A 17,897-nucleotide genomic window follows, 5' to 3' on the forward strand; every position below is an offset into this window, starting at 1 on the left:
TAGAGAGTCAGGCTGCGCGCATTCTTGCGCTCGCGACCGTTCGCTTGTTGGCAAGAATCAGCACGCATGAAAGCGCAGCCATGCCTGCCATCAGGAGCAGTCCGCCGTTCGTGCTGCCGGTCGCGGCTTTCACCCAGCCGAGCGCCGCCGGCCCCCAGAACCCGCCGGAAAGCCCGATCGTATTGATGAACGCGATGCCTCCCGCCGCCGCGGGACCCGCGATGGTTTCCGACGGGATCGCCCAGAAGACCGTGTAGGCCATCCACATGCAGGCGGTGGCGAGGGTGAGCAGCGTGAGGGTCGCGAAGAGATGCCCGGACGCGTAAGGCGTCGCGACCAACAACGCGGCAGCGGCAAGCTCCGGAAGTGCGCTGTGATAGCGCCGCTCGCCCAGCTTGTCGGAGCGGCGGCCGGCTGCATACATGGCGATCGCGGCGGCCAGATACGGAATCGCCACGAACCAGCCGAGGCGGATCGTGTCGTTCACGCCCTGTTCCTTGAGCAGCGTCGGCAGCCAGAAACTGATCGCGTAGATCGAAAAGATGATGCAGAAGTACGCGAGTGCGAGCAGATAGACGCGCGGATTGCGCAGCACCTCGCGAAACGATTCGATGCGATGCTCAGAACTTGCGTGCGCGTCGACTTCCGCTTCGACGACACGTTGTTCGTCCTGCGTGAGCCAGCGCGCATCAGACGGACGATCAGCGAGCACGAACCACACGAGCGCGCCGAGCGCGATACACGGCAGGCCTTCGACGAGAAACATCCACTGCCAGCCGGCCAGTCCGCCGACGCCCGAGAGCGATGAAATCAGCCACGCCGAAAGCGGCCCTCCGATCACGCCGCCGAGCGGCCCCGCGACGAACACGATCGCAATGGCGCGGGCCATGCGCGTCGGTCCATACCAGCGCGACAGGTAATAGATCATGCCCGGTGCGAAGCCCGCTTCGAACACGCCGAGCAGAAAACGCATTGCGTAAAACGCGGGCACGCTGCGCACGAACAGCATGCATGCCGACGTCACGCCCCAGAGAACCAGAATGCGACTGAACGTGAGGCGCGCCCCGAGCTTCGGCAGCATCAGGTTGCTTGGAATCTCGAACAGCACGTAGCCGATGAAGAAGATCCCAGCGCCTACGCCGTATGCGGCATCGGAAAAGCCGAGGTCGCTTTGCATCTGAAGCTTCGCGAACCCTACGTTCACGCGATCCAGATACGCGAACATGTAGCACGCGATGAGCAGCGGTAAAAGCCGCCAATTGATTCTGCTATAGAGCGCCGAAACGGCCTGGCCGTCGCGCAACATCTGAATGGTCGACATCCGCGTCTCCTATTGGGTCTTCCCTCGTCGGGTGAGACCATAGTCGACGCATGCAGCCGTGCGAGCAAGAGCAACTAAGTTCACATGTCGTTGTCTTTCGAGCAACGCAAGGTTTCGAATCGGACGCCCGGTTCACGCGCGAGACCGATCAGCACGACGGTCGGAGACTGGCCAACGATGATGATCGCGGCGGGACGGTGCAGATGATCCGGTCATCGCCCGGGCTCAGCAGCCGCCGTTGAACAGGGAGTCGCCAGGGTCTACGTCGGGAAGCTGCGCTTGGAAGTCGCCAGGCAACTCGCGTCGGTCAGGCGGGAAAGAGCGCAAGATCGACCGCCGCAAGATGCTGATGGACGCAGCCGGCCATTACAACCGTCCCGAACTGCTCAGTCTGATGATCGACCGCACGCCGATGGCTCACGTGCATGAACGCGCGACGCTGTCGGCGCCGGCGCTGGGAAGCGAATCCGTCGCCTAAGACCATCGCGCTTCGGTAGCGTGAATAGGCATCTCAAAGCCATCGGCATAAAGCCAGCCTTACAGCACCATTCATACAACCGTACTCCGCGAGAGCCCATTGCGCACGGCAGCTTCGCAGAATGCCACGTTCTCCACGGCATCCATCATCGCTCCAGGTGCACCAGCACGGTCTCAACCTTATTAGCCCCTCTGTCCACCCGACGTCCATCCAAACGTACGGCTTTAGTAATCCACTCAGCGCCGAAATCCCACAATCGCAAGCTTTGTCACTTCCTTGTAATCCGGCGTCTTTAGCCTCGCTCCTCTAAACGATGTCTAAGACTAACGGAGTGAATCGAATGGCGAGCCTGCGTTTCTGGTCAATGGCCCTGGTGGGCAGTGTGTCTCTACTCGGTTGCGGCGGACATGACGCGTCGCATCCGAACCCTCCGCAGGCAACGCGCACCGTCATCATGGTGTGGGATGGACTGCGCCCCGACTCGGTCACTCAGGCCGATACGCCGAACCTCTACGCGCTCCGTCAGGCCGGCGTCAACTTCACCGACAATCACTCGACGTATCCGACCTTCACGATGATGAACGGCTCGTCGTTCGCGACGGGCTCGTTCCCGAAGACGAGCGGCTTCTACGGCAACACGTTCTGGACACCGCCGCAAGGCGCGTCGAACACCATTCCCGTCGGCAAGTCGGCTTCGGGCGGGAGTCAGGATTACGTCGATCCGGTGTTCACCGAAGACTATCAAGTCCTGACCACGCTCAATAACTACTACAGCGGCCAGTTGCTGCTCGTGAAAAGCCTGTTCGCCACCGCGCAGGCCGCCGGCATGGTGACGGCCGCCATCGGCAAGTCCGGCGCGGCATACATCCAGAATCTGAATCAGGGCGGTTACTTCCTCGACGAAAACACCGTGCAGCCGCGCAGCCTCGTGTCCGAGCTGCAGGCCGCGAACATCGCCGTGCCGAAGAACACGGTGTTCGGCTATTCCGGCAACGACGCGGTCACGCTCGCGTCCAGCAACGGCGATCCGACCGCGCGCGCCGGCTACGTCACGTTCAACACGACGGCCTACGACCCGGCGGGCAAGCTCACGGTCGCCGCGCGCGACAGCGCCGACACGACGCAAGGCGCGCCGGAAGACGCGGCCAACAAGTACATGATGTCCGTCTTCACGCAGTACATCCTGCCGAAGAAGCAGCCCATGCTGTCGCTCATCTGGTTCCGCACGCCGGATAACGTCGAGCACGGCTATGGCCCCGGCACGTCGAACATGAAGGCCGGCCTGCGTTCGCAAGACGCGCGGCTCGGCGAGCTGATCGCAGGCCTGAAAGCCAACAATCTCTACGAGACGACGAACATCGTCGTCGTGTCGGACCACGGGCATTCGACGGTGTCGGGTCCGCTCGCGCTGTATCCGCTGCGCGCGATCACGCCGTCCGCGACGCCGCCTTCGGGCAGCCCCGTCAACGGCTCGACGAGCGGCAGCGACGCCGCCGCGCTGGGCGCCGTCAACGCGAACGGCTACTCGTTCTCCGGCGACGTGCGCTCGGCCGACCTCCTCACCTTCCGCGGCTTCAACGCCTACGACGGCTCCGGCTGCGTCACCTCGGCCATGTACGGTCTGACGGCGAACGGCACGCCCACCGTGCCCGTGAAGAACGATACAACCGGCACGCTGTGCGGCGCGGCCAACACGAAGTATCAGGCGATCAGCGCGAACCTGCCCGCGCCCGTCGCGAGCTTCAAGGTGCCGGCCGTCGGCAGCTTGCCGGCGAACGGCATCGTCATTGCGGCGAACGGCGGCTCCGACTACTTCTACGTGCCGGGCCACGATCCCGCCACCATCCGCAAGCTCGTGCAAGTGCTGCAACAGCGCGAAGAGTTCGGCGCGATTTTCGTCGATAGCCGCTACGGCAACCTGCCGGGCACCCTGCCGATGTCGATGGTCAACCTCGAAAACGCCCAGCGCCAGAACAACGGCCAGCCGGACGTCGTCGCGAGCTTCACGTGGGACGACCAGACGAGCGTTCAGGGCATGCCGGGCATCGAGTTCGAGAGCGTGGGCGGACAGCGCGGCATGCACGGCAGCTTCGGCATCAACGACGTGCACAACACGCTCATTGCGAACGGTCCGTCGTTCAAGCCGTCGACGGTCGTCAGCACGCCGACCGGCAACGTCGATGTCGCGCCGACGGTAGCCTACCTGCTCGGTCTTTCGATGCCGCAGGCCGACGGGCGCATCATCAACGAATCGCTCAAGACTGCCGCGAGCAGCGCGACGCCGAGCGTCGCGGCGTCGGTGGTCACGCCGCCTTCGGTCGCGACGGGCTTGCGCTTCGAACTGCCCACGGACCCGACCGGCGCCACCGCCGACACGTCGCTTGCGCAGGGCACCTACACGATCAACCTCGCGGTCAAGGATCTGACCGTGGACAACAAGACTTATCGCTACTTCGACTATGCCAAGGCCATTCGCCATTAAGCGCGGCCGCGCGGCGATGCTCGCATCGCTGTGCGGCGCGCTCCTGATCTGTTCTCCCGCGCACGGCTCGCCGAAGAAGGTCCATGCGCCGACGTTCGAGTCCGCGTTTTCCGCGCAAGGCGAGCCGCCGACGCTTCACTTCACGGTGAAGTATGCGGCGCGCGACGGGCTCCACACGATGCAGGTCTGGCGCGACGGCGAGTCGCGCCTGCGCCGCCGCACCGACGATGCCGTCGATACGTACGTCATTCGCGACGCGTCGGACCCGACGGATTATCAGATGATCGTCGTCGACTACGACAAGCGCATCACGACGCGCATCGACCGGAACAACCTGGTGCGTCTCGGGCGCTTCTCGGACTGGTTCGATCTCTCGCACGGATTGCGGCATCCGGTCGGCGCGTACCGCATCGTGCCGGCCGAGGCGCCGCCGAACACCGACGCGCCTTTGGCGAGCTGCCGGTGGTATGGGATCGAGCAGGCGGGCGAGACGCATCGCGTCTGCTGGAGCGAGAAGGACCGTTTGCCGCTCGTGATCTGGTCCAGTGCGCAGGGCGTCGTCTGGCGGGTGACGGCGGTCGACCGTGAACGTCTGCCGCGCGATACCTTCCAATTACACGATGCCGGCTTCGTGCGCAATGATGCGAACGCCGAGCTTGACAACGACTGAACGCGCCTAAGGCCCGCCGCTCAATAGAACCAATACAAGCGCAGAGCGGGCCGGCGCGCCACTCACCTCTCAGTCAGCCGGGGATTTACCGGAGCGCACACGTACAAAGTGTTGCGCGAGAGCCGCGGCGCGCTTTCGCGACCGACCGGTCGGATTGCACCCTCCTCGGGCTCTTTCCTACAAATGCCCTTCACGCGGGGCTTTGCAGAACCGCATAGTGTGCGCCGTGCCACATTCGGGCGGCAACTGCGGCGCACCGCGCGCGCGATGACGGGTATCGTATGTCCGGTCGGTCAGATACCGCACTCATGACTTCGCCTGTGCATCTGCCGGTGCACACGGCCCTAACGCGTCCCCGCGCACAAAACATCGATTTAGCCGTAGGAGAATCAATATGGCAAAGAACCCCTATAGCCGCCGGACTTTCCTGAAAAGCTCCGCGTCCGCAGCGGCGTTAATGTCGCTTCCCATTCCCGGCATGACCGCTACCACGGGCCACGTCCGGGTGGAATGGCAAACGTTCAAAACGACGCCGCAATATGCGTCTTTTCTGAATGCCATCAAGCTGATGAAGGCCGTCACCGACGCCAGCAAGCCCACTTCGTGGAACTACTGGGTGAATGTGCACGTGAATTACTGCCCGCACATGAAGCCGTACTTCTTCGCATGGCACCGCGGCTATCTCTATTACTTCGAACAGCAACTGCGAACCGTTAGCGGAGACAGCTCGCTCACGTTGCCTTATTGGGATTACTACGCGCACCCGACCATTCCGAGCGAGTTTCTCGATAGCGCGACCGGTAATCCGTTATACGTGTCCGGCCGCGCGAACTCGAACGTCTATAACGCGCTGACCATGGCGCCGTTTTCGACGCAGGTCAATAACTTCCAGCGCGGCACCAGTAACTCGTACGAAGCGTCGTTCGAAAATGCGCCGCACAATCCGGTGCACGACATTATCGGTGGATGGATGGCCGACATGCAGTCGCCGACCGATCCGATCTTCTACCTGCATCATGCAAACGTCGACCGCCTGTTCGACGGATGGGCGGGCCTCGCGCGAACCAATTATCCGTCGCCGACGGATTCGTACTGGAGCGGCTCGTTCACGTATGCGTCCGGACTCACGATAGCGAAGTCGAAGACCTACCAGCCTTCGCTGCTGGGCTATTCGTACGCGAACAACTCGTTGCCGTCGTCCATGCCGCCGAGCGCGCAGGTGGGCAGAATCATCCGCGTGCAGGCGCAGATTCCGCCGATCCGCACGCGTCCGGCCATCGGCAACTTCAGCGCGACGGGGCCCCGCTCCATCGGCAACGGCCGCCGCTCGCTCGGCGGCGTGGCGAATCTGAAGCTCAACGAGCATTCGGTGAGCGCGGCGGTCTCGCTGGCATCGTCGGATGTGACGGCTCTGCAAACCGCGGTCACATCGCCGTTGACCACTCCCGCGGCCACGAACGCCAACCCGAACGCCCAGGCAGCGCCCGGCCAGGCCAAGTTCGCGAAGATCGTGCTCGACACCGTCACGGTCACGTCGCTCGGCAAGCAAGGCGGCTACTTTTATAACGTGTACGTCAACTTGCCGTCTGCCGGAGACGCCGATCCGAGCGCGCAAGCCCGCTTCGTCGGAACGATCGGACCGTTCGAAGTCTCAGCGGCCATGCACCATGCCGGCGGCACGCTGATGCTGCCTGCCAACGATGCGCTGCGCGGCCTGACGCCCGCGGAACTGAAGCAGGTCGTCGTCTCGCTCGTGCGCGTGAATGGCGACAATTCGCCGACGGGCGTCGTGATGTCGATGAACGAACTGCGCCTCGAACTCGCGACGACTGCCGACTGACGCTGCTGGCGGCATCTAAGCGAAGAAGCCCGTCGCATTGCGACGGGCTTTTTTCTTTGTGCTCGCGCTTCTCGTCACCCGAGCGCCCCGGCCTACTCGCTACCCATCGGCCCCTGAATGGTGAGGCTGTTCTTGACCGACGCGACGCCCGGCGTGTTCGACGCCGCGCGCGTGGCCAAGTCGATCTCCGATTGGTCCGCGACCGACCCTTGCAGCATCACGACGCCGTTTTTCACTCGCACCGTGATGCGCGCGGTGTTGAGCCCCTTCGTGCGGGTGAGCGAGCGGATGACGTCCTTGCGCAGCGCGCGATCCGCGGTCTTGTCTTGCTGACGAGCGGCGGAGGCGGCGTCCGCGCTCGCGGGAACGTCGCTCGCGGCTTGCGCATGCGCCAGCGCGACCGTCGCGCACAACACCGGAAGAAGGAGGTATTGCTTCAAATTCTTCAACATGTTTCCCCTGAAATGACCGCGCCAGTCGATGCAGGCGCGGCAAATGTTCTTCAGCGCTGGACCTGCAACGCCCGTCCGCTGTCGAACTCGAATTCATTCGGATCGCGAAACGCCGTCGCCCGCAATCCTCTTTGCACCGCAAGGATAGGCGCATTGTCCGATGTCCCGCCCCCCTCGTGAATAGGGGGCGCGACTGGCGAGCGCGGGACGGAAGGCCGCGCCTTACCGCGATTCGGTCGTGAGCAGCGCATGAATCATTCGTGCGAGCAGATACGGCGTGTCCGGCGCGGCGAGATAGTCGGGCCGTTCGAGCACCATCGCGCGGGGCAGCGCAAGCAGCGTGTGAAGCACCATGAACCGCGCCTTTTCCGCATCGCGCACGCGGATTTCCGACTGGAAGCGCGCCATCAATGCCGGCGTCGCGCCCGGATGCCAGATTTCCTCCGCCTTGACGAGATCGAGCCGCACGAGTTCGTCGTAGTGGATCGAGCGCACGTTGAAGGCCGGATCGAGCAGCATCTTCTTGCGATGCACGCCGAGCCCGACCGTCAGCGTCAGCAGGATGCCGTCGAACAGCGTCGCGCTGGGCGGCAATGCGGCGATGCCCGCGAGCAGCGCATCGCGCGATTCGTTGCGGTAGTCGTCGAACACGGCGCCGATCAGCGCATCCATCGTCGGAAAGTATTCGTACAGCGAACTGATCGCGACGCCCGCGCTTTCCGCCACGCGCAGCGCCGTCAGCGCTTCGCGTCCCTCGTTTTCCAGAATGCTGCGGCCGGTCTGCTTCAACGCCGTGACGAGCGCCACGGAGCGAGCCTGCCGCGGCGCCTTCCGAAGGCCGCGCGGCCGCTTCACGCGGACCACGCAGTCGTGCTCGGCCATTGCCACCGGACAATCCGTTCGATGCATCCCTTCTCCCGATGATGGCGGCCGCGCGCTGCGGTCCGCGACATGTCCGCCTCGACTATAAGCAGCCGCCGGGGCGCGCTCACCCCTCGTTTCGAGGGGCGGCAGCGTCGGTCACATGCGCCACCATGCCGGTCACAACCGGCACGGCCGCGGAGTCGTCGTCCGCCGCCATCAGAAGCGTGAAGGCCGGCGTCGTCATGCACTCAGACCACTCAGGAAGAACCATGAGCTACACCCCGCCCATCCGCGACATGATGTTCGTGATGACCGAGCTCGCCGGACTCGATACGGTCGTCGCGCTGCCGGGTTGCGCCGATGCCACGTGCGACACGGCGCAGGCCATTCTCGAAGAAGGCGCGAGGCTGTGCGGCGAAGTGCTTGCGCCTTTGAACGCGGCGGGCGACCGTCAGCCTCCAATCTGGCGCGACGGCGAGGTGAGCGCGTCGCCGGGGTTCGCCGAGGCCTTCGCCCAATTCGTGCGAGGCGGCTGGCAAGGCTTGATGCATCCGGTGGAGTTCGGCGGTCAGGGGCTGCCCAAGTTGATCGCTGCGCCGTGCCTCGAAATGCTGATGGCGGCCAACCTGTCGTTCGGCACCTGCCCGTCGCTGACCGACGGCGCCATCGACGCCTTGTTGCTCGCGGGCTCGGCCGAGCAGAAAACGCGGTATCTGCCGAAGCTCATCAGCGGCGAGTGGACCGGCACCATGAACCTGACTGAGCCGCAAGCCGGCTCCGATCTCGCCCTGCTGCGCGCGCGGGCCGAACCGACGGACGACGGCGCGTATCGAATCTTCGGCACCAAGATTTTCATCACATGGGGCGAGCACGACATGGCGTCGAATATCGTCCATCTCGTGCTGGCCCGCACGCCGGACGCGCCCGAGGGCATCAAGGGCATCTCGCTTTTTCTCGTGCCGAAGGTCCTGCCGAACGCGGACGGCTCGCTCGGCAAGCGCAACGACGTGCACTGCGTCTCGCTCGAACACAAGCTCGGCATCCGCGCGAGCCCGACAGCGGTGCTGCAATTCGGCGACGGCGGCGGCGCGACGGGCTTTCTCATCGGCGACAAAAATCGCGGCCTCGAATACATGTTCGTGATGATGAACGCGGCGCGCTTCGCTGTCGGCCTGCAGGGAATCGGCATGGCGGACCGGGCTTACCAGAAGGCCGCCGCGTATGCGAAGGAACGCGTGCAAAGCCGCCCGGTGGACGGCTCGTCGGAGCGGGCGGTTCCGATCATCCGCCATCCGGACGTGAAGCGCATGCTCGCCACCATGCGCGCGCTCACGGAAGGCGCGCGCGCCCTCGCCTACGCAGCGGCTTCGCATCACGATATCGCGCAGCACCATGCCGATGACGCCGTGCGCGCCGAACACCGCGCGATTTACGAATATCTCGTGCCGATCGTCAAGGGCTACAGCACGGAGCTGTCGGTGGAAGTGACGAGCATCGGCATTCAGGTGCACGGCGGCATGGGCTTCATCGAAGAGACTGGCGCGGCGCAGTACTATCGCGACGCGCGCATTCTGCCGATCTACGAAGGCACCACGGCCATTCAGGCGAATGATCTGCTCGGCCGCAAGACGCTGCGCGATCGCGGCGCGGTCGCCACGCAGATGCTCGCGCGCATCGACCGGACGCTCAGTGAACTGCGCGCGCATCCGGCGTTCGGCATTCGACCGGCGTTCGCGGCGATGCACGACCATCTCGATGCGGGCCGCGCCGCGCTCGCGCGCGCCATCGACTTCATGTTGACGCATGCGAAGTCGGATCCGAACGCGGTCTTCGCGGGCAGCGTGCCTTATCTGATGCTGTCCGGCACCGTGCTGTGCGGCTGGCAGATGGCGCGCGCGCTCATGGCCGCAGCGGCGCTGGAAGCGGGCGATCCGCTCTTCTACGGCGCGAAGGAGGCGACCGCGCACTTCTACGCGACGCATATTCTGCCGCGCGCCCTGACGCTCGAAATCGCGATTCTCAGCGCGCGGGGCGACGACGGCGTGCTCGCGCTGCGGGACGAGCAGTTCTGAGCGAAGGCGCTTTCGCTCGCAGCGTAGGCCCCGCAAGCACTGCACGCGCCGCCCCCCATTTCGGAGGGGGGCGGCGCATTGTTCAGCATTGCTATTCTCGCAACGTGCCGCATCGCCGGCGCCAGCAGCGACGCGAACATCGCGCGTCGGGCTTGCGGCATCGGCTTGCCAGCGCGTCGCGCGCCGCGCTCGCCGGCACTGACTCGCCGCCCGTCCGGCGGGCACACAACCATCGGAGACAGCATGAAACGTTTCATCCCGGCTCTGCTGCTGGCCGCGTCGGCGGCCGTCATCGCGGCGAGCCAGACGCTCGCGGCGCCATCCGTCAGCCCTTCCATCACGCAGCCCACGCGGGTCGAGAACCTGCCCGGCTACAACCAGCCGAACCAGTATCTCGCGCGCCGCGCCACGAAGATCGCGGACAACATGGAGCCCGTCGTCGAGCACGCCGATCAGGCCGACGAGGCAGCGCAAAAGCTCGCGGCGCTGCGCGGCAAGACCGGCAAGCGGCCGAACATCGTCGTCTTTCTGCTCGACGACGTCGGCTACAGCGACTTCGGCTTCAACGGCGGCGGCGACGCCGTGGGCAACGCGACGCCGGACGTCGACCGCATCGCGAAGCAAAGTCTCATTCTGAGTTCGGCGTATTCGCAGCCGAGCTGCTCGCCCACGCGCGCCACCATCATGACCGGCCAGAACATGGCGCATCACGGCATTCAGGTGCCGCCGATGTACGGTCAGCCCGGCGGACTGGCGGGACTCACCACCCTGCCCGAACTGCTGTCGCGTGCGGGCTATACGACCCAGGCGGTCGGCAAGTGGCATATCGGCGAGAACGAAGGTTCGCAGCCGCAGAACGTCGGCTTCGACGACTTCCGCGGGTTCCTCTCCGTCTCCGACATGTACACGGAATGGCGCGATCCGCAGTACAACCCCGAGGTCGCGCTTAGTCCGGAGCGGTATCGCTATGTCCTGAACCTGCCGTTCAACAAGAGCGACGTTCATGCGGTGAAGGGCGGCAAGATCGAAAACCTTTACGAGATCAACACGGACACCATCAAGGATCTCGACCAGAAGTGGCTGGACTACACGGTCGCGTTCCTCGACCGGCAGAAGGACGCCGCGAAGCCCTTCTTTCTCTATTACGCGCCGCGCGCCTGTCACTTCGACAATTATCCGAACGACTACTACCGCGGCCGTTCGGCGGCGCGCACGAACTACGGCGACTGCATCGTCGAGGTGAACGACATCTTCAAGAAGATGATCGACACGCTAGAAGCCAATGGCGAGCTGGAGAACACCATCATCTTCTTCGCCTCCGACAACGGGCCCGAACAGGAAGTGCAGCCCGCCGGACGCACGATGTTTCGCGGCGGCAAGGGGTCGACCTGGGAAGGTGGCGTGCGCTCGCCGTTCTTCGTCTACTGGAAAGGCATGATCGAGCCGCGCCGCTCGGACGGCCTGTTCGATTTCGCGGACATCTTCAACACGTCGGTGGCGCTCGCCGGTCAGCCCGGCGCGGCTGTGTCGAAGCTCGTGCCGGCGAGCAGCTATATCGACGGCATCGATCAGACTTCGTTCCTGCTCGCCGACAAAGGCGTGTCGAACCGGCGTAGCATCTTCTACTTCTGGAACGACGAACTCTCGGCGGTGCGCGTCGACGAATTCAAGCTGATGCAGAAGATGCAAGTGGGCGATTCCGTCACGCGGCAAGGCTACAACGGCGGCTTTTCCGGCACGATGCAGTCGGCGTGGGCCGGGCTCGTCTTCAACCTGTACAGCGACCCGAAAGAAGAGGAGTCCATTGCTGTCCGGCACATTCCGGTTTCGGTGCCGCTCGTGATGGAGATGCAGCGGTATCGCGACGTGCTCAAGAAATATCCGCCGCGGCACCAGATTTCGCTGAAGTAATCCGCGGCGCCCGCGTTCGCGCGAAGGCGGGCGCCACGGCCTGAACGAGACTCGACATGAAGCTCACGATTCGACAACGGCGCTGTGCGGGCGTCGTCGCGCTTGCCGTCGCGCTGGCGGGCTCCGCTCTCGCGTACTACGAATACGAGCGGCGCGAGCCGGCGGCGCTCACCGTCGGCGACGGCCGCAGCGGCCCGAACGACATGGTGTGGATACCGGGCGGCACGTTCACGATGGGCAGCGCTCACCCGCACGCCCTGCCGAACGAAGGCCCGGCGCACACGGTCAAGCTCGGCGGATACTGGATCGATCGACACGACGTGACGAATGCCGAATTCGCGCGCTTCGTCGCGGCGACCGGCTATGTGACCACGGCCGAGCGCAAGCCTCGCTGGGAAGATCTGCAAGTGCAGTTGCCGCCGGGCACTTCTCGGCCGCCCGAGAGCACGCTGGTCCCCGGCGCCCTCGTCTTCACCGGCACCGACGCCCCGGTGCCGCTCAACGACTACACGCGCTGGTGGAAGTTCGTGCCCGGCGCGAACTGGCGGCATCCGACCGGGCCGGACAGCAGCATCGCCGGCAAGGAAAATCATCCGGTCGTGCAGGTGTCGTACGAGGACGCGCTCGCCTATGCGCGCTGGGCGCACAAGCGGCTGCCGACGGAGGCCGAATGGGAGTACGCCGCGCGTGGCGGCTTGCAACAGGCGGACTTCGCGTGGGGCGCGGAATTCGCGCCGGGCGGCCGGCAGATGGCCAACACCTGGAACGACAGCGCCCACGTCTTTCCCGTCAATCTGCCGGACGCGCACGAGAAGGTGCAGGTCGGCACGTCGCCGGTCGGCAGTTTTCCGGCGAACGGCTATGGCCTCTTCGACATGGCGGGCAACGTGTGGCAGTGGGTCGCGGACTGGTATCGCGCGGACGCGTTTCGCATCGAGGCGGCTCGCGGCGGTATCGTGAGCAATCCGGCTGGACCCTCGCAGAGTTTCGATCCGGAGAACGGCCCCACCGCCTACGCGCCTGAACGCGTGACGCGCGGCGGCTCGTTTCTGTGCAGCGAAACGTATTGCCAGAGCTACCGCGTGAGCGCACGGCGCGGCACCGATCCGATGAACGGCATGTCGCACCTCGGTTTCCGCCTGGCGATGGACCAAAGCGAGTGGAACGCGGAGCGGGCGAATAGCCGTTGATGGCAGGATCCGGCCGCGCTTATGCTGGCCGGATTTGGAGTCGGAACGGCGCGGGACGTCGGCGGCGAGCGTCAGGCGCGGCGCATGTCTTTATCTTTCCGAAACGCCGATCCGAGCCGAGTCCGGGACCGCCCGCGGTCGCGGTCGGGCGAGCGCAAGGGTTCTGGCCCTCGGCGCTCTATTAGCAGCAGCGCATTTGCTTTCTGCCCCTTGAAGCACGACCGCGCTGGCCGGGACCTTCGGGTGCAGCGCCGTGTAAGTCATTCGGCATCCGAATTGATCATTCGCGTTAATGTCCGCAACGACCGGCGTTCGCCGTCGGGCGACAGCAAAACATCTGTCCCCCGACTCGACTTCGGCTTTCTTCTAACCGCGCGCCACAACCCCGCCTCAGCAAAATTCCGAATGCACGACGCATCGCCGTCGCACAGGCGCGTCGGCTCGGGCGCTCGCGGTAAGGCGAATCCGGAATCCCGCTGACGTTCGCGCGCAGATACTTGTCTGGCACGACCATCAGAGCGGCGCGCGTCCGCGCGCCGCCTTTCCGTCATTGCTGCCGCCCGAATCCATTCTCGACATGACTCTGCCAACCGAAGACACATCTCTAAAAAGCAAGGTGTCCCTGCTTCTCAACGCGCCCGCCGCACTCGCTGACTATTCGCATCAGCGCTGGAACCACATGCCGCGCGCCGAAGTGGATGCACTCCAACTCGCGGCTTTGCAACAGCGCTTCGCCGACCTGCGCGACCGCGTCCCGACGCTCAAGAAGCTGGCGGACGGCGAAGGCATCGAAAGCGTCGATGAGTTCGACGACATCGTGCCGCTGCTCTTCGAACACACGATGTACAAGTCGTATCCGCCGTCGCTGCTGGAGAAAAAGCAGTTCGCGCAGATCAACCGGTGGATCGGCAAGCTCGTCACGCCCGAACTGGCCGAGGCCATCGCCGCCGCCGACGTGAGCCGCTGCACCGGCCTCGACGACTGGTTCGCAACCATGGATCGCGCGGTGCCACAGTTTCGCATCAGCCATACGTCCGGCACGTCGGGCACGCTGTCGTTTCTGCCGAACAGCACGCGGGAATGGGAGAAGACGGCGGCCCTGCGCCGCATGATCGTCTGGAATACGGCCGGTCCCGATACGCCTTCGCCGCAACTGCACACGGTCTATCCGTACTATCGGCACGGCTATCTGTCGCACGTCCGCGCCAACGAGTTCCTGATTCCGGCGCTCTTGCCCGACGAAGCGCATTTTCACTGCGCCTATCCCGCCACGCTGTCCTCGGATGTGCTGCATCTCGGCGCGAAGATTCGCGCTCATCAGGCGAAAGGCACGCTCGACCGCCTCTCAATCAGTCCGGAACTGATGGCGAAGAAGAAAGCATTCGACCAGCTTCAGGCCGACATGCCGGGGCACCTCGCGCGCTTTTTCGAGCAGATGGCGTCGGACTTGCGCGGCCAGCGCGTGTTCATCGGCGCGACGTGGAACCTGCTGCACGCCATGGCGAAGGCCGGTCTGGAACGCGGACTCGAAGCCGTGTTCCATGCCGATTCGTACATCACGACGACCGGCGGCGCGAAAGGCGTGACGCCGCCCGCTGGCTGGCGCGAGGACGTGCTGCGCTTCACGGGCGCAAAGCACCTGAACGAGACCTATGCGATGTCCGAGATCGTCGGCGGCTCGCACGCGCGCTGCGAGCACGGCCACTTTCACTTCGCGCCGACCGTCATTCCGTATCTGCTCGATCCCGAGACGAGCCGGCCGCTGCCGCGCGCCGGACGCGTGACCGGGCGCGCCGCCTTCTTCGATCTGGGCGCCGATGCGCGCTGGGGCGGCTTCATCACCGGCGATGAAATCACGATCGACTGGGACGAGCCGTGCGCGTGCGGGCGGCCCGCGCGTTACGTCGTGGGGCCGATCCAGCGATACAGCGAGAAAAACGGCGGCGACGACAAGATCACCTGCGCGGCGACCGAAAGCTCGCATCAGGAAGCCATGGATTTTCTGAACCGTCTCGAGAACTGAAGCCATGCACATGTCCATGCCCATCGCCCCGATGATCATTCGCGGCGAAGTCATCACCGACAATCTGATCGAAGTGGGCGGGCGCGGCGGCGATCTCGCGTTCCTCACGCCCGACGCCCACCGCTACGCCGACGCGCTGCCGCTTTCCAACCCCGCGCGCCTCGCCGACCTGTACGCGCTGCGCTTCGAGGACATCCTCGACTATGCGCAAGCCCTCGGCGAGCGTCTCGACTTCGCGAAGAACCCTTACCTTCAGGAAGCCTGCGAGCTCTCGTATCTGACCGCGCCCGTGACGCCGAGCATCGTCAAGGGCGCGTACATAGGTCTCAGGAACCTGCTCGGCCGCGAGTTCATCACGGAGATGGTCGAGAAAACCGTGGGCATTCGCTATCTCGAAGGCTGGGTGAGAGAGCGCCTGCTCGACGGCACCGAGCTCGAAACCCGTTGCTTCGGCGCGCGCACGCTGCATATCGTCGCGGGCAACGCGGTGCCGCTGTCGCTCATCACGATTCTGCGCAACATGGTCTTGCGCAGCGACGCGATCATCAAGGCGCCGTCGAACGATCCGTTCACCGCGCTCGCCATCGCGCGCACGATGGTCGACATGGCGCCCGATCATCCGCTCACGCGTCACCTGAGCGTCGCGTACTGGAAGGGCGGCGACGAGGCGTTCGAGGCGCGGCTCTATCAGCCGCACAACATCGAGAAGATCGTCGCGTGGGGCGGATTCGCGTCGCTGCGGCACGTCACGCGCTATATCCAGCCGGGCCTCGAACTCATTTCGCTCGACCCGAAGCGCAGCGCGAGCATCATCGGCCGCGAGACGTTCGACGACGAGCGCGCGATGCAGGAAGCGGCGCTGCGGCTCGCGAGCGATATCGGCGCGCTGAACCAGAAAGGCTGCGTGTGCGCGCGCGTCGTGTACGTGCAAAGCGGCACCGACGCGGCGGGCCTGCAACGGCTCAACACCTTCGGCCGATACGTCTACGACGCCCTCGCCCGACTTCCGAACACGCTCTCGACGAAGCCGCGGCATTACGACCGGCAGCTCAAGGCGCACGTGGACGCGCTGCGCGTCGACGACGAGTGGTATCGCGTGATCGGCGGCGCCGATGGCGAAGGCGCGATCATCTGCTCGCAGCTTCCCGAAGCGGTGCCGTTCGCCGCGAGTCTCGACGACCGCACGGCGAACCTCGTTCCCGTCGATTCGCTCGACGAAGTGATGGACGCGGTCGACGCCTACACGCAAACCGTCGGCGTCTATCCGGAAAGCATCAAGGACGCGCTGAAGAACGTGCTGCCGCTTTACGGGGCGCAGCGCATCGTTTCGCTCGGCTACGCAGCGGCGATGAAGTGGCAGGCGCCGCAAGACGCCATCGAGCCGATGCGTCGCATGGGCAAGTGGATTTCCCACCAGATTGCATCGCCCGATGCGACGCCCGCGCCGTGGATGCGGCCGTCGATCGATCTCTGAGCGCCGCGCGCGCGCATCAACAATCCAACCACCGAGGACTCCATGACATCATGCACCGCTTTCGGCGTACCCGAAGCTCACGCCGATTTCACTCCGCTCAGTATCGAACGGCGCGAACTGCGCCCGGACGACGTCGCCATCGCCATTGCTTATTGCGGCATCTGCCACACGGACGCGCACTATGTCCACAACGACTGGGGCAGCTCGCGCTATCCGCTCGTGCCGGGCCACGAGATCGTCGGCCATGTGACGGCGGTCGGTTCGGACGTGCGGCAGTACAAGGTGGGCGACCGCGTGGCGGTGGGCTGTCTCGTCGATAGCTGCCAACATTGCGCGCCCTGCTCCGAAGGCGAGGAGCAAAGCTGCGCGCACGGTCCGACGCTCACGTATAACGGCCGCGACCGGCACACGGGCGAAGACACGTACGGCGGCTATTCGGAACACATCGTGGTGCGCGAGAAGTTCGTGTTGCGCGTGCCGGAGGCGCTCGACCTGCGTTTCGCCGGGCCGCTTCTGTGCGCCGGCATCACCGTATGGACGCCGCTTCGCAAGCACGGCGTCGGACCGGGCTCGAAAGTCGCGGTGGCCGGTCTCGGCGGGCTCGGGCACCTGGCGGTGAAGCTCGCCGTCGCGCTCGGCGCGGAAGTCACCGTCATCACGACATCGCCGGGAAAGATGAGCGACGCGCATGCGCTCGGCGCACAACACGTTCTGGTCGCGAAAGACGCCGAAGCCATGAAGGCGGCGGCGAGCCGCTTCGATCTCGTGCTGGACACGATCCCTAAGCAGCACGACGTCAACCCGTATCTCATGCTGCTCGGCCGCAACGGCGTGCTGGCGCTGGTCGGCGCACTGGAGCCGCTCGCGCCCATTCACGGCGCGTTGCTGATGATCAACAATCGCTCGATTGCCGGCTCCCTGATGGGCGGTCTGGCTGCCACGCAGCAGTTGCTGGACTTCTGCGCGGAGCATCAGGTGGTGCCGGACTGCGAGATGGTGAGCGTCGGTGAGATCAACACGGCGTTCAGGCGCATGCTCGCGAACGACGTGAAATATCGCTTCGTGATCGACATGGCCTCGATGAAGGACGCGCTTCGATAAGCAAAACGCCGCGCGCTTT

Annotated in this window: 12 protein-coding genes and 1 pseudogene; 10 read left to right on the top strand and 3 right to left on the bottom strand. The window is 64.9% G+C overall.

The genetic code is table 11. The features are described from left to right. Positions 1-7 precede the first annotated feature (7 nt). The gene (locus LDZ24_RS26050) at positions 8-1,321 is read right to left on the bottom strand and encodes an MFS transporter (RefSeq protein WP_248324255.1); all 1,314 of its coding nucleotides are present in this window, start codon (positions 1,319-1,321) and stop codon (positions 8-10) included. A 328-nt stretch (positions 1,322-1,649) separates the two neighbouring features. Between LDZ24_RS26050 and LDZ24_RS26055 the strand changes: the two are divergent. The 4 genes and pseudogenes from LDZ24_RS26055 to LDZ24_RS26070 all read left to right on the top strand — a co-directional run. Further along, positions 1,650-1,799: pseudogene (locus LDZ24_RS26055) on the top strand (aliphatic nitrilase); the annotation flags it as partial. Between the two features lie 454 nt (positions 1,800-2,253). Continuing rightward, positions 2,254-4,281, top strand: coding sequence for an alkaline phosphatase family protein (locus tag LDZ24_RS26060; RefSeq protein ID WP_248324785.1), 2,028 nt, complete (start codon positions 2,254-2,256; stop codon positions 4,279-4,281). Next, entirely contained in the window at positions 4,259-4,951 is a 693-nt protein-coding gene (locus tag LDZ24_RS26065) for a hypothetical protein (protein WP_248324256.1), read from the top strand. The genes LDZ24_RS26060 and LDZ24_RS26065 overlap by 23 nt, the downstream gene beginning before the upstream one ends. A 394-nt stretch (positions 4,952-5,345) precedes the next feature. After that, positions 5,346-6,791 carry a tyrosinase family protein gene (locus LDZ24_RS26070; protein WP_248324257.1) on the top strand — a complete coding sequence of 482 codons (1,446 nt, stop codon included), beginning with the start codon at positions 5,346-5,348 and terminating at the stop codon, positions 6,789-6,791. A 92-nt stretch (positions 6,792-6,883) separates the two neighbouring features. On the opposite strand, the gene LDZ24_RS26075 is transcribed toward LDZ24_RS26070, so the two are convergent. Then, positions 6,884-7,243, bottom strand: coding sequence for a BON domain-containing protein (locus LDZ24_RS26075; RefSeq protein WP_248324258.1), 360 nt, complete (start codon positions 7,241-7,243; stop codon positions 6,884-6,886). 222 nt (positions 7,244-7,465) lie between these two features. Beyond that, complete coding sequence (locus tag LDZ24_RS26080) at positions 7,466-8,152, bottom strand: helix-turn-helix domain-containing protein (protein WP_248324259.1); 687 nt, start codon at positions 8,150-8,152, stop codon at positions 7,466-7,468. A gap of 224 nt (positions 8,153-8,376) precedes the next feature. On the opposite strand from LDZ24_RS26080, the gene LDZ24_RS26085 reads away from it, so the two are divergent. From LDZ24_RS26085 to LDZ24_RS26110, 6 genes are all read left to right on the top strand, one after another. Continuing rightward, positions 8,377-10,179 (top strand): acyl-CoA dehydrogenase, encoded by a 1,803-nt coding sequence (locus tag LDZ24_RS26085; RefSeq protein WP_248324260.1) that lies wholly within the window; start codon positions 8,377-8,379, stop codon positions 10,177-10,179. 243 nt (positions 10,180-10,422) lie between these two features. Then, complete coding sequence (locus LDZ24_RS26090; protein WP_248324261.1) at positions 10,423-12,090, top strand: sulfatase-like hydrolase/transferase; 1,668 nt, start codon at positions 10,423-10,425, stop codon at positions 12,088-12,090. 56 nt (positions 12,091-12,146) lie between these two features. Beyond that, complete coding sequence (locus LDZ24_RS26095; protein ID WP_248324262.1) at positions 12,147-13,280, top strand: formylglycine-generating enzyme family protein; 1,134 nt, start codon at positions 12,147-12,149, stop codon at positions 13,278-13,280. Between the two features lie 577 nt (positions 13,281-13,857). Then, entirely contained in the window at positions 13,858-15,303 is a 1,446-nt protein-coding gene (locus LDZ24_RS26100; protein WP_284506630.1) for a hypothetical protein, read from the top strand. A 10-nt stretch (positions 15,304-15,313) separates the two neighbouring features. After that, positions 15,314-16,777 carry an acyl-CoA reductase gene (locus tag LDZ24_RS26105; protein ID WP_248324263.1) on the top strand — a complete coding sequence of 488 codons (1,464 nt, stop codon included), beginning with the start codon at positions 15,314-15,316 and terminating at the stop codon, positions 16,775-16,777. 42 nt (positions 16,778-16,819) lie between these two features. Then, the gene (locus LDZ24_RS26110; protein ID WP_248324264.1) at positions 16,820-17,878 is read left to right on the top strand and encodes an NAD(P)-dependent alcohol dehydrogenase; all 1,059 of its coding nucleotides are present in this window, start codon (positions 16,820-16,822) and stop codon (positions 17,876-17,878) included. Positions 17,879-17,897 lie beyond the last annotated feature (19 nt).

The sequence above is a fragment of the Caballeronia sp. Sq4a genome (genome assembly GCF_023170545.1).
Classification (GTDB): Bacteria; Pseudomonadota; Gammaproteobacteria; order Burkholderiales; family Burkholderiaceae; genus Caballeronia.

Coding starts and splice junctions, on each gene's coding strand:
- LDZ24_RS26050 (WP_248324255.1), bottom strand. CDS start 1,321: ATGTCGACCATTCAGATGTTGCGCGACGGCCAGGCCGTTTCGGCGCTC.
- LDZ24_RS26060 (WP_248324785.1), top strand. CDS start 2,254: ATGGTGTGGGATGGACTGCGCCCCGACTCGGTCACTCAGGCCGATACG.
- LDZ24_RS26065 (WP_248324256.1), top strand. CDS start 4,259: ATGCCAAGGCCATTCGCCATTAAGCGCGGCCGCGCGGCGATGCTCGCA.
- LDZ24_RS26070 (WP_248324257.1), top strand. CDS start 5,346: ATGGCAAAGAACCCCTATAGCCGCCGGACTTTCCTGAAAAGCTCCGCG.
- LDZ24_RS26075 (WP_248324258.1), bottom strand. CDS start 7,243: ATGTTGAAGAATTTGAAGCAATACCTCCTTCTTCCGGTGTTGTGCGCG.
- LDZ24_RS26080 (WP_248324259.1), bottom strand. CDS start 8,152: ATGCATCGAACGGATTGTCCGGTGGCAATGGCCGAGCACGACTGCGTG.
- LDZ24_RS26085 (WP_248324260.1), top strand. CDS start 8,377: ATGAGCTACACCCCGCCCATCCGCGACATGATGTTCGTGATGACCGAG.
- LDZ24_RS26090 (WP_248324261.1), top strand. CDS start 10,423: ATGAAACGTTTCATCCCGGCTCTGCTGCTGGCCGCGTCGGCGGCCGTC.
- LDZ24_RS26095 (WP_248324262.1), top strand. CDS start 12,147: ATGAAGCTCACGATTCGACAACGGCGCTGTGCGGGCGTCGTCGCGCTT.
- LDZ24_RS26100 (WP_284506630.1), top strand. CDS start 13,858: ATGACTCTGCCAACCGAAGACACATCTCTAAAAAGCAAGGTGTCCCTG.
- LDZ24_RS26105 (WP_248324263.1), top strand. CDS start 15,314: ATGTCCATGCCCATCGCCCCGATGATCATTCGCGGCGAAGTCATCACC.
- LDZ24_RS26110 (WP_248324264.1), top strand. CDS start 16,820: ATGACATCATGCACCGCTTTCGGCGTACCCGAAGCTCACGCCGATTTC.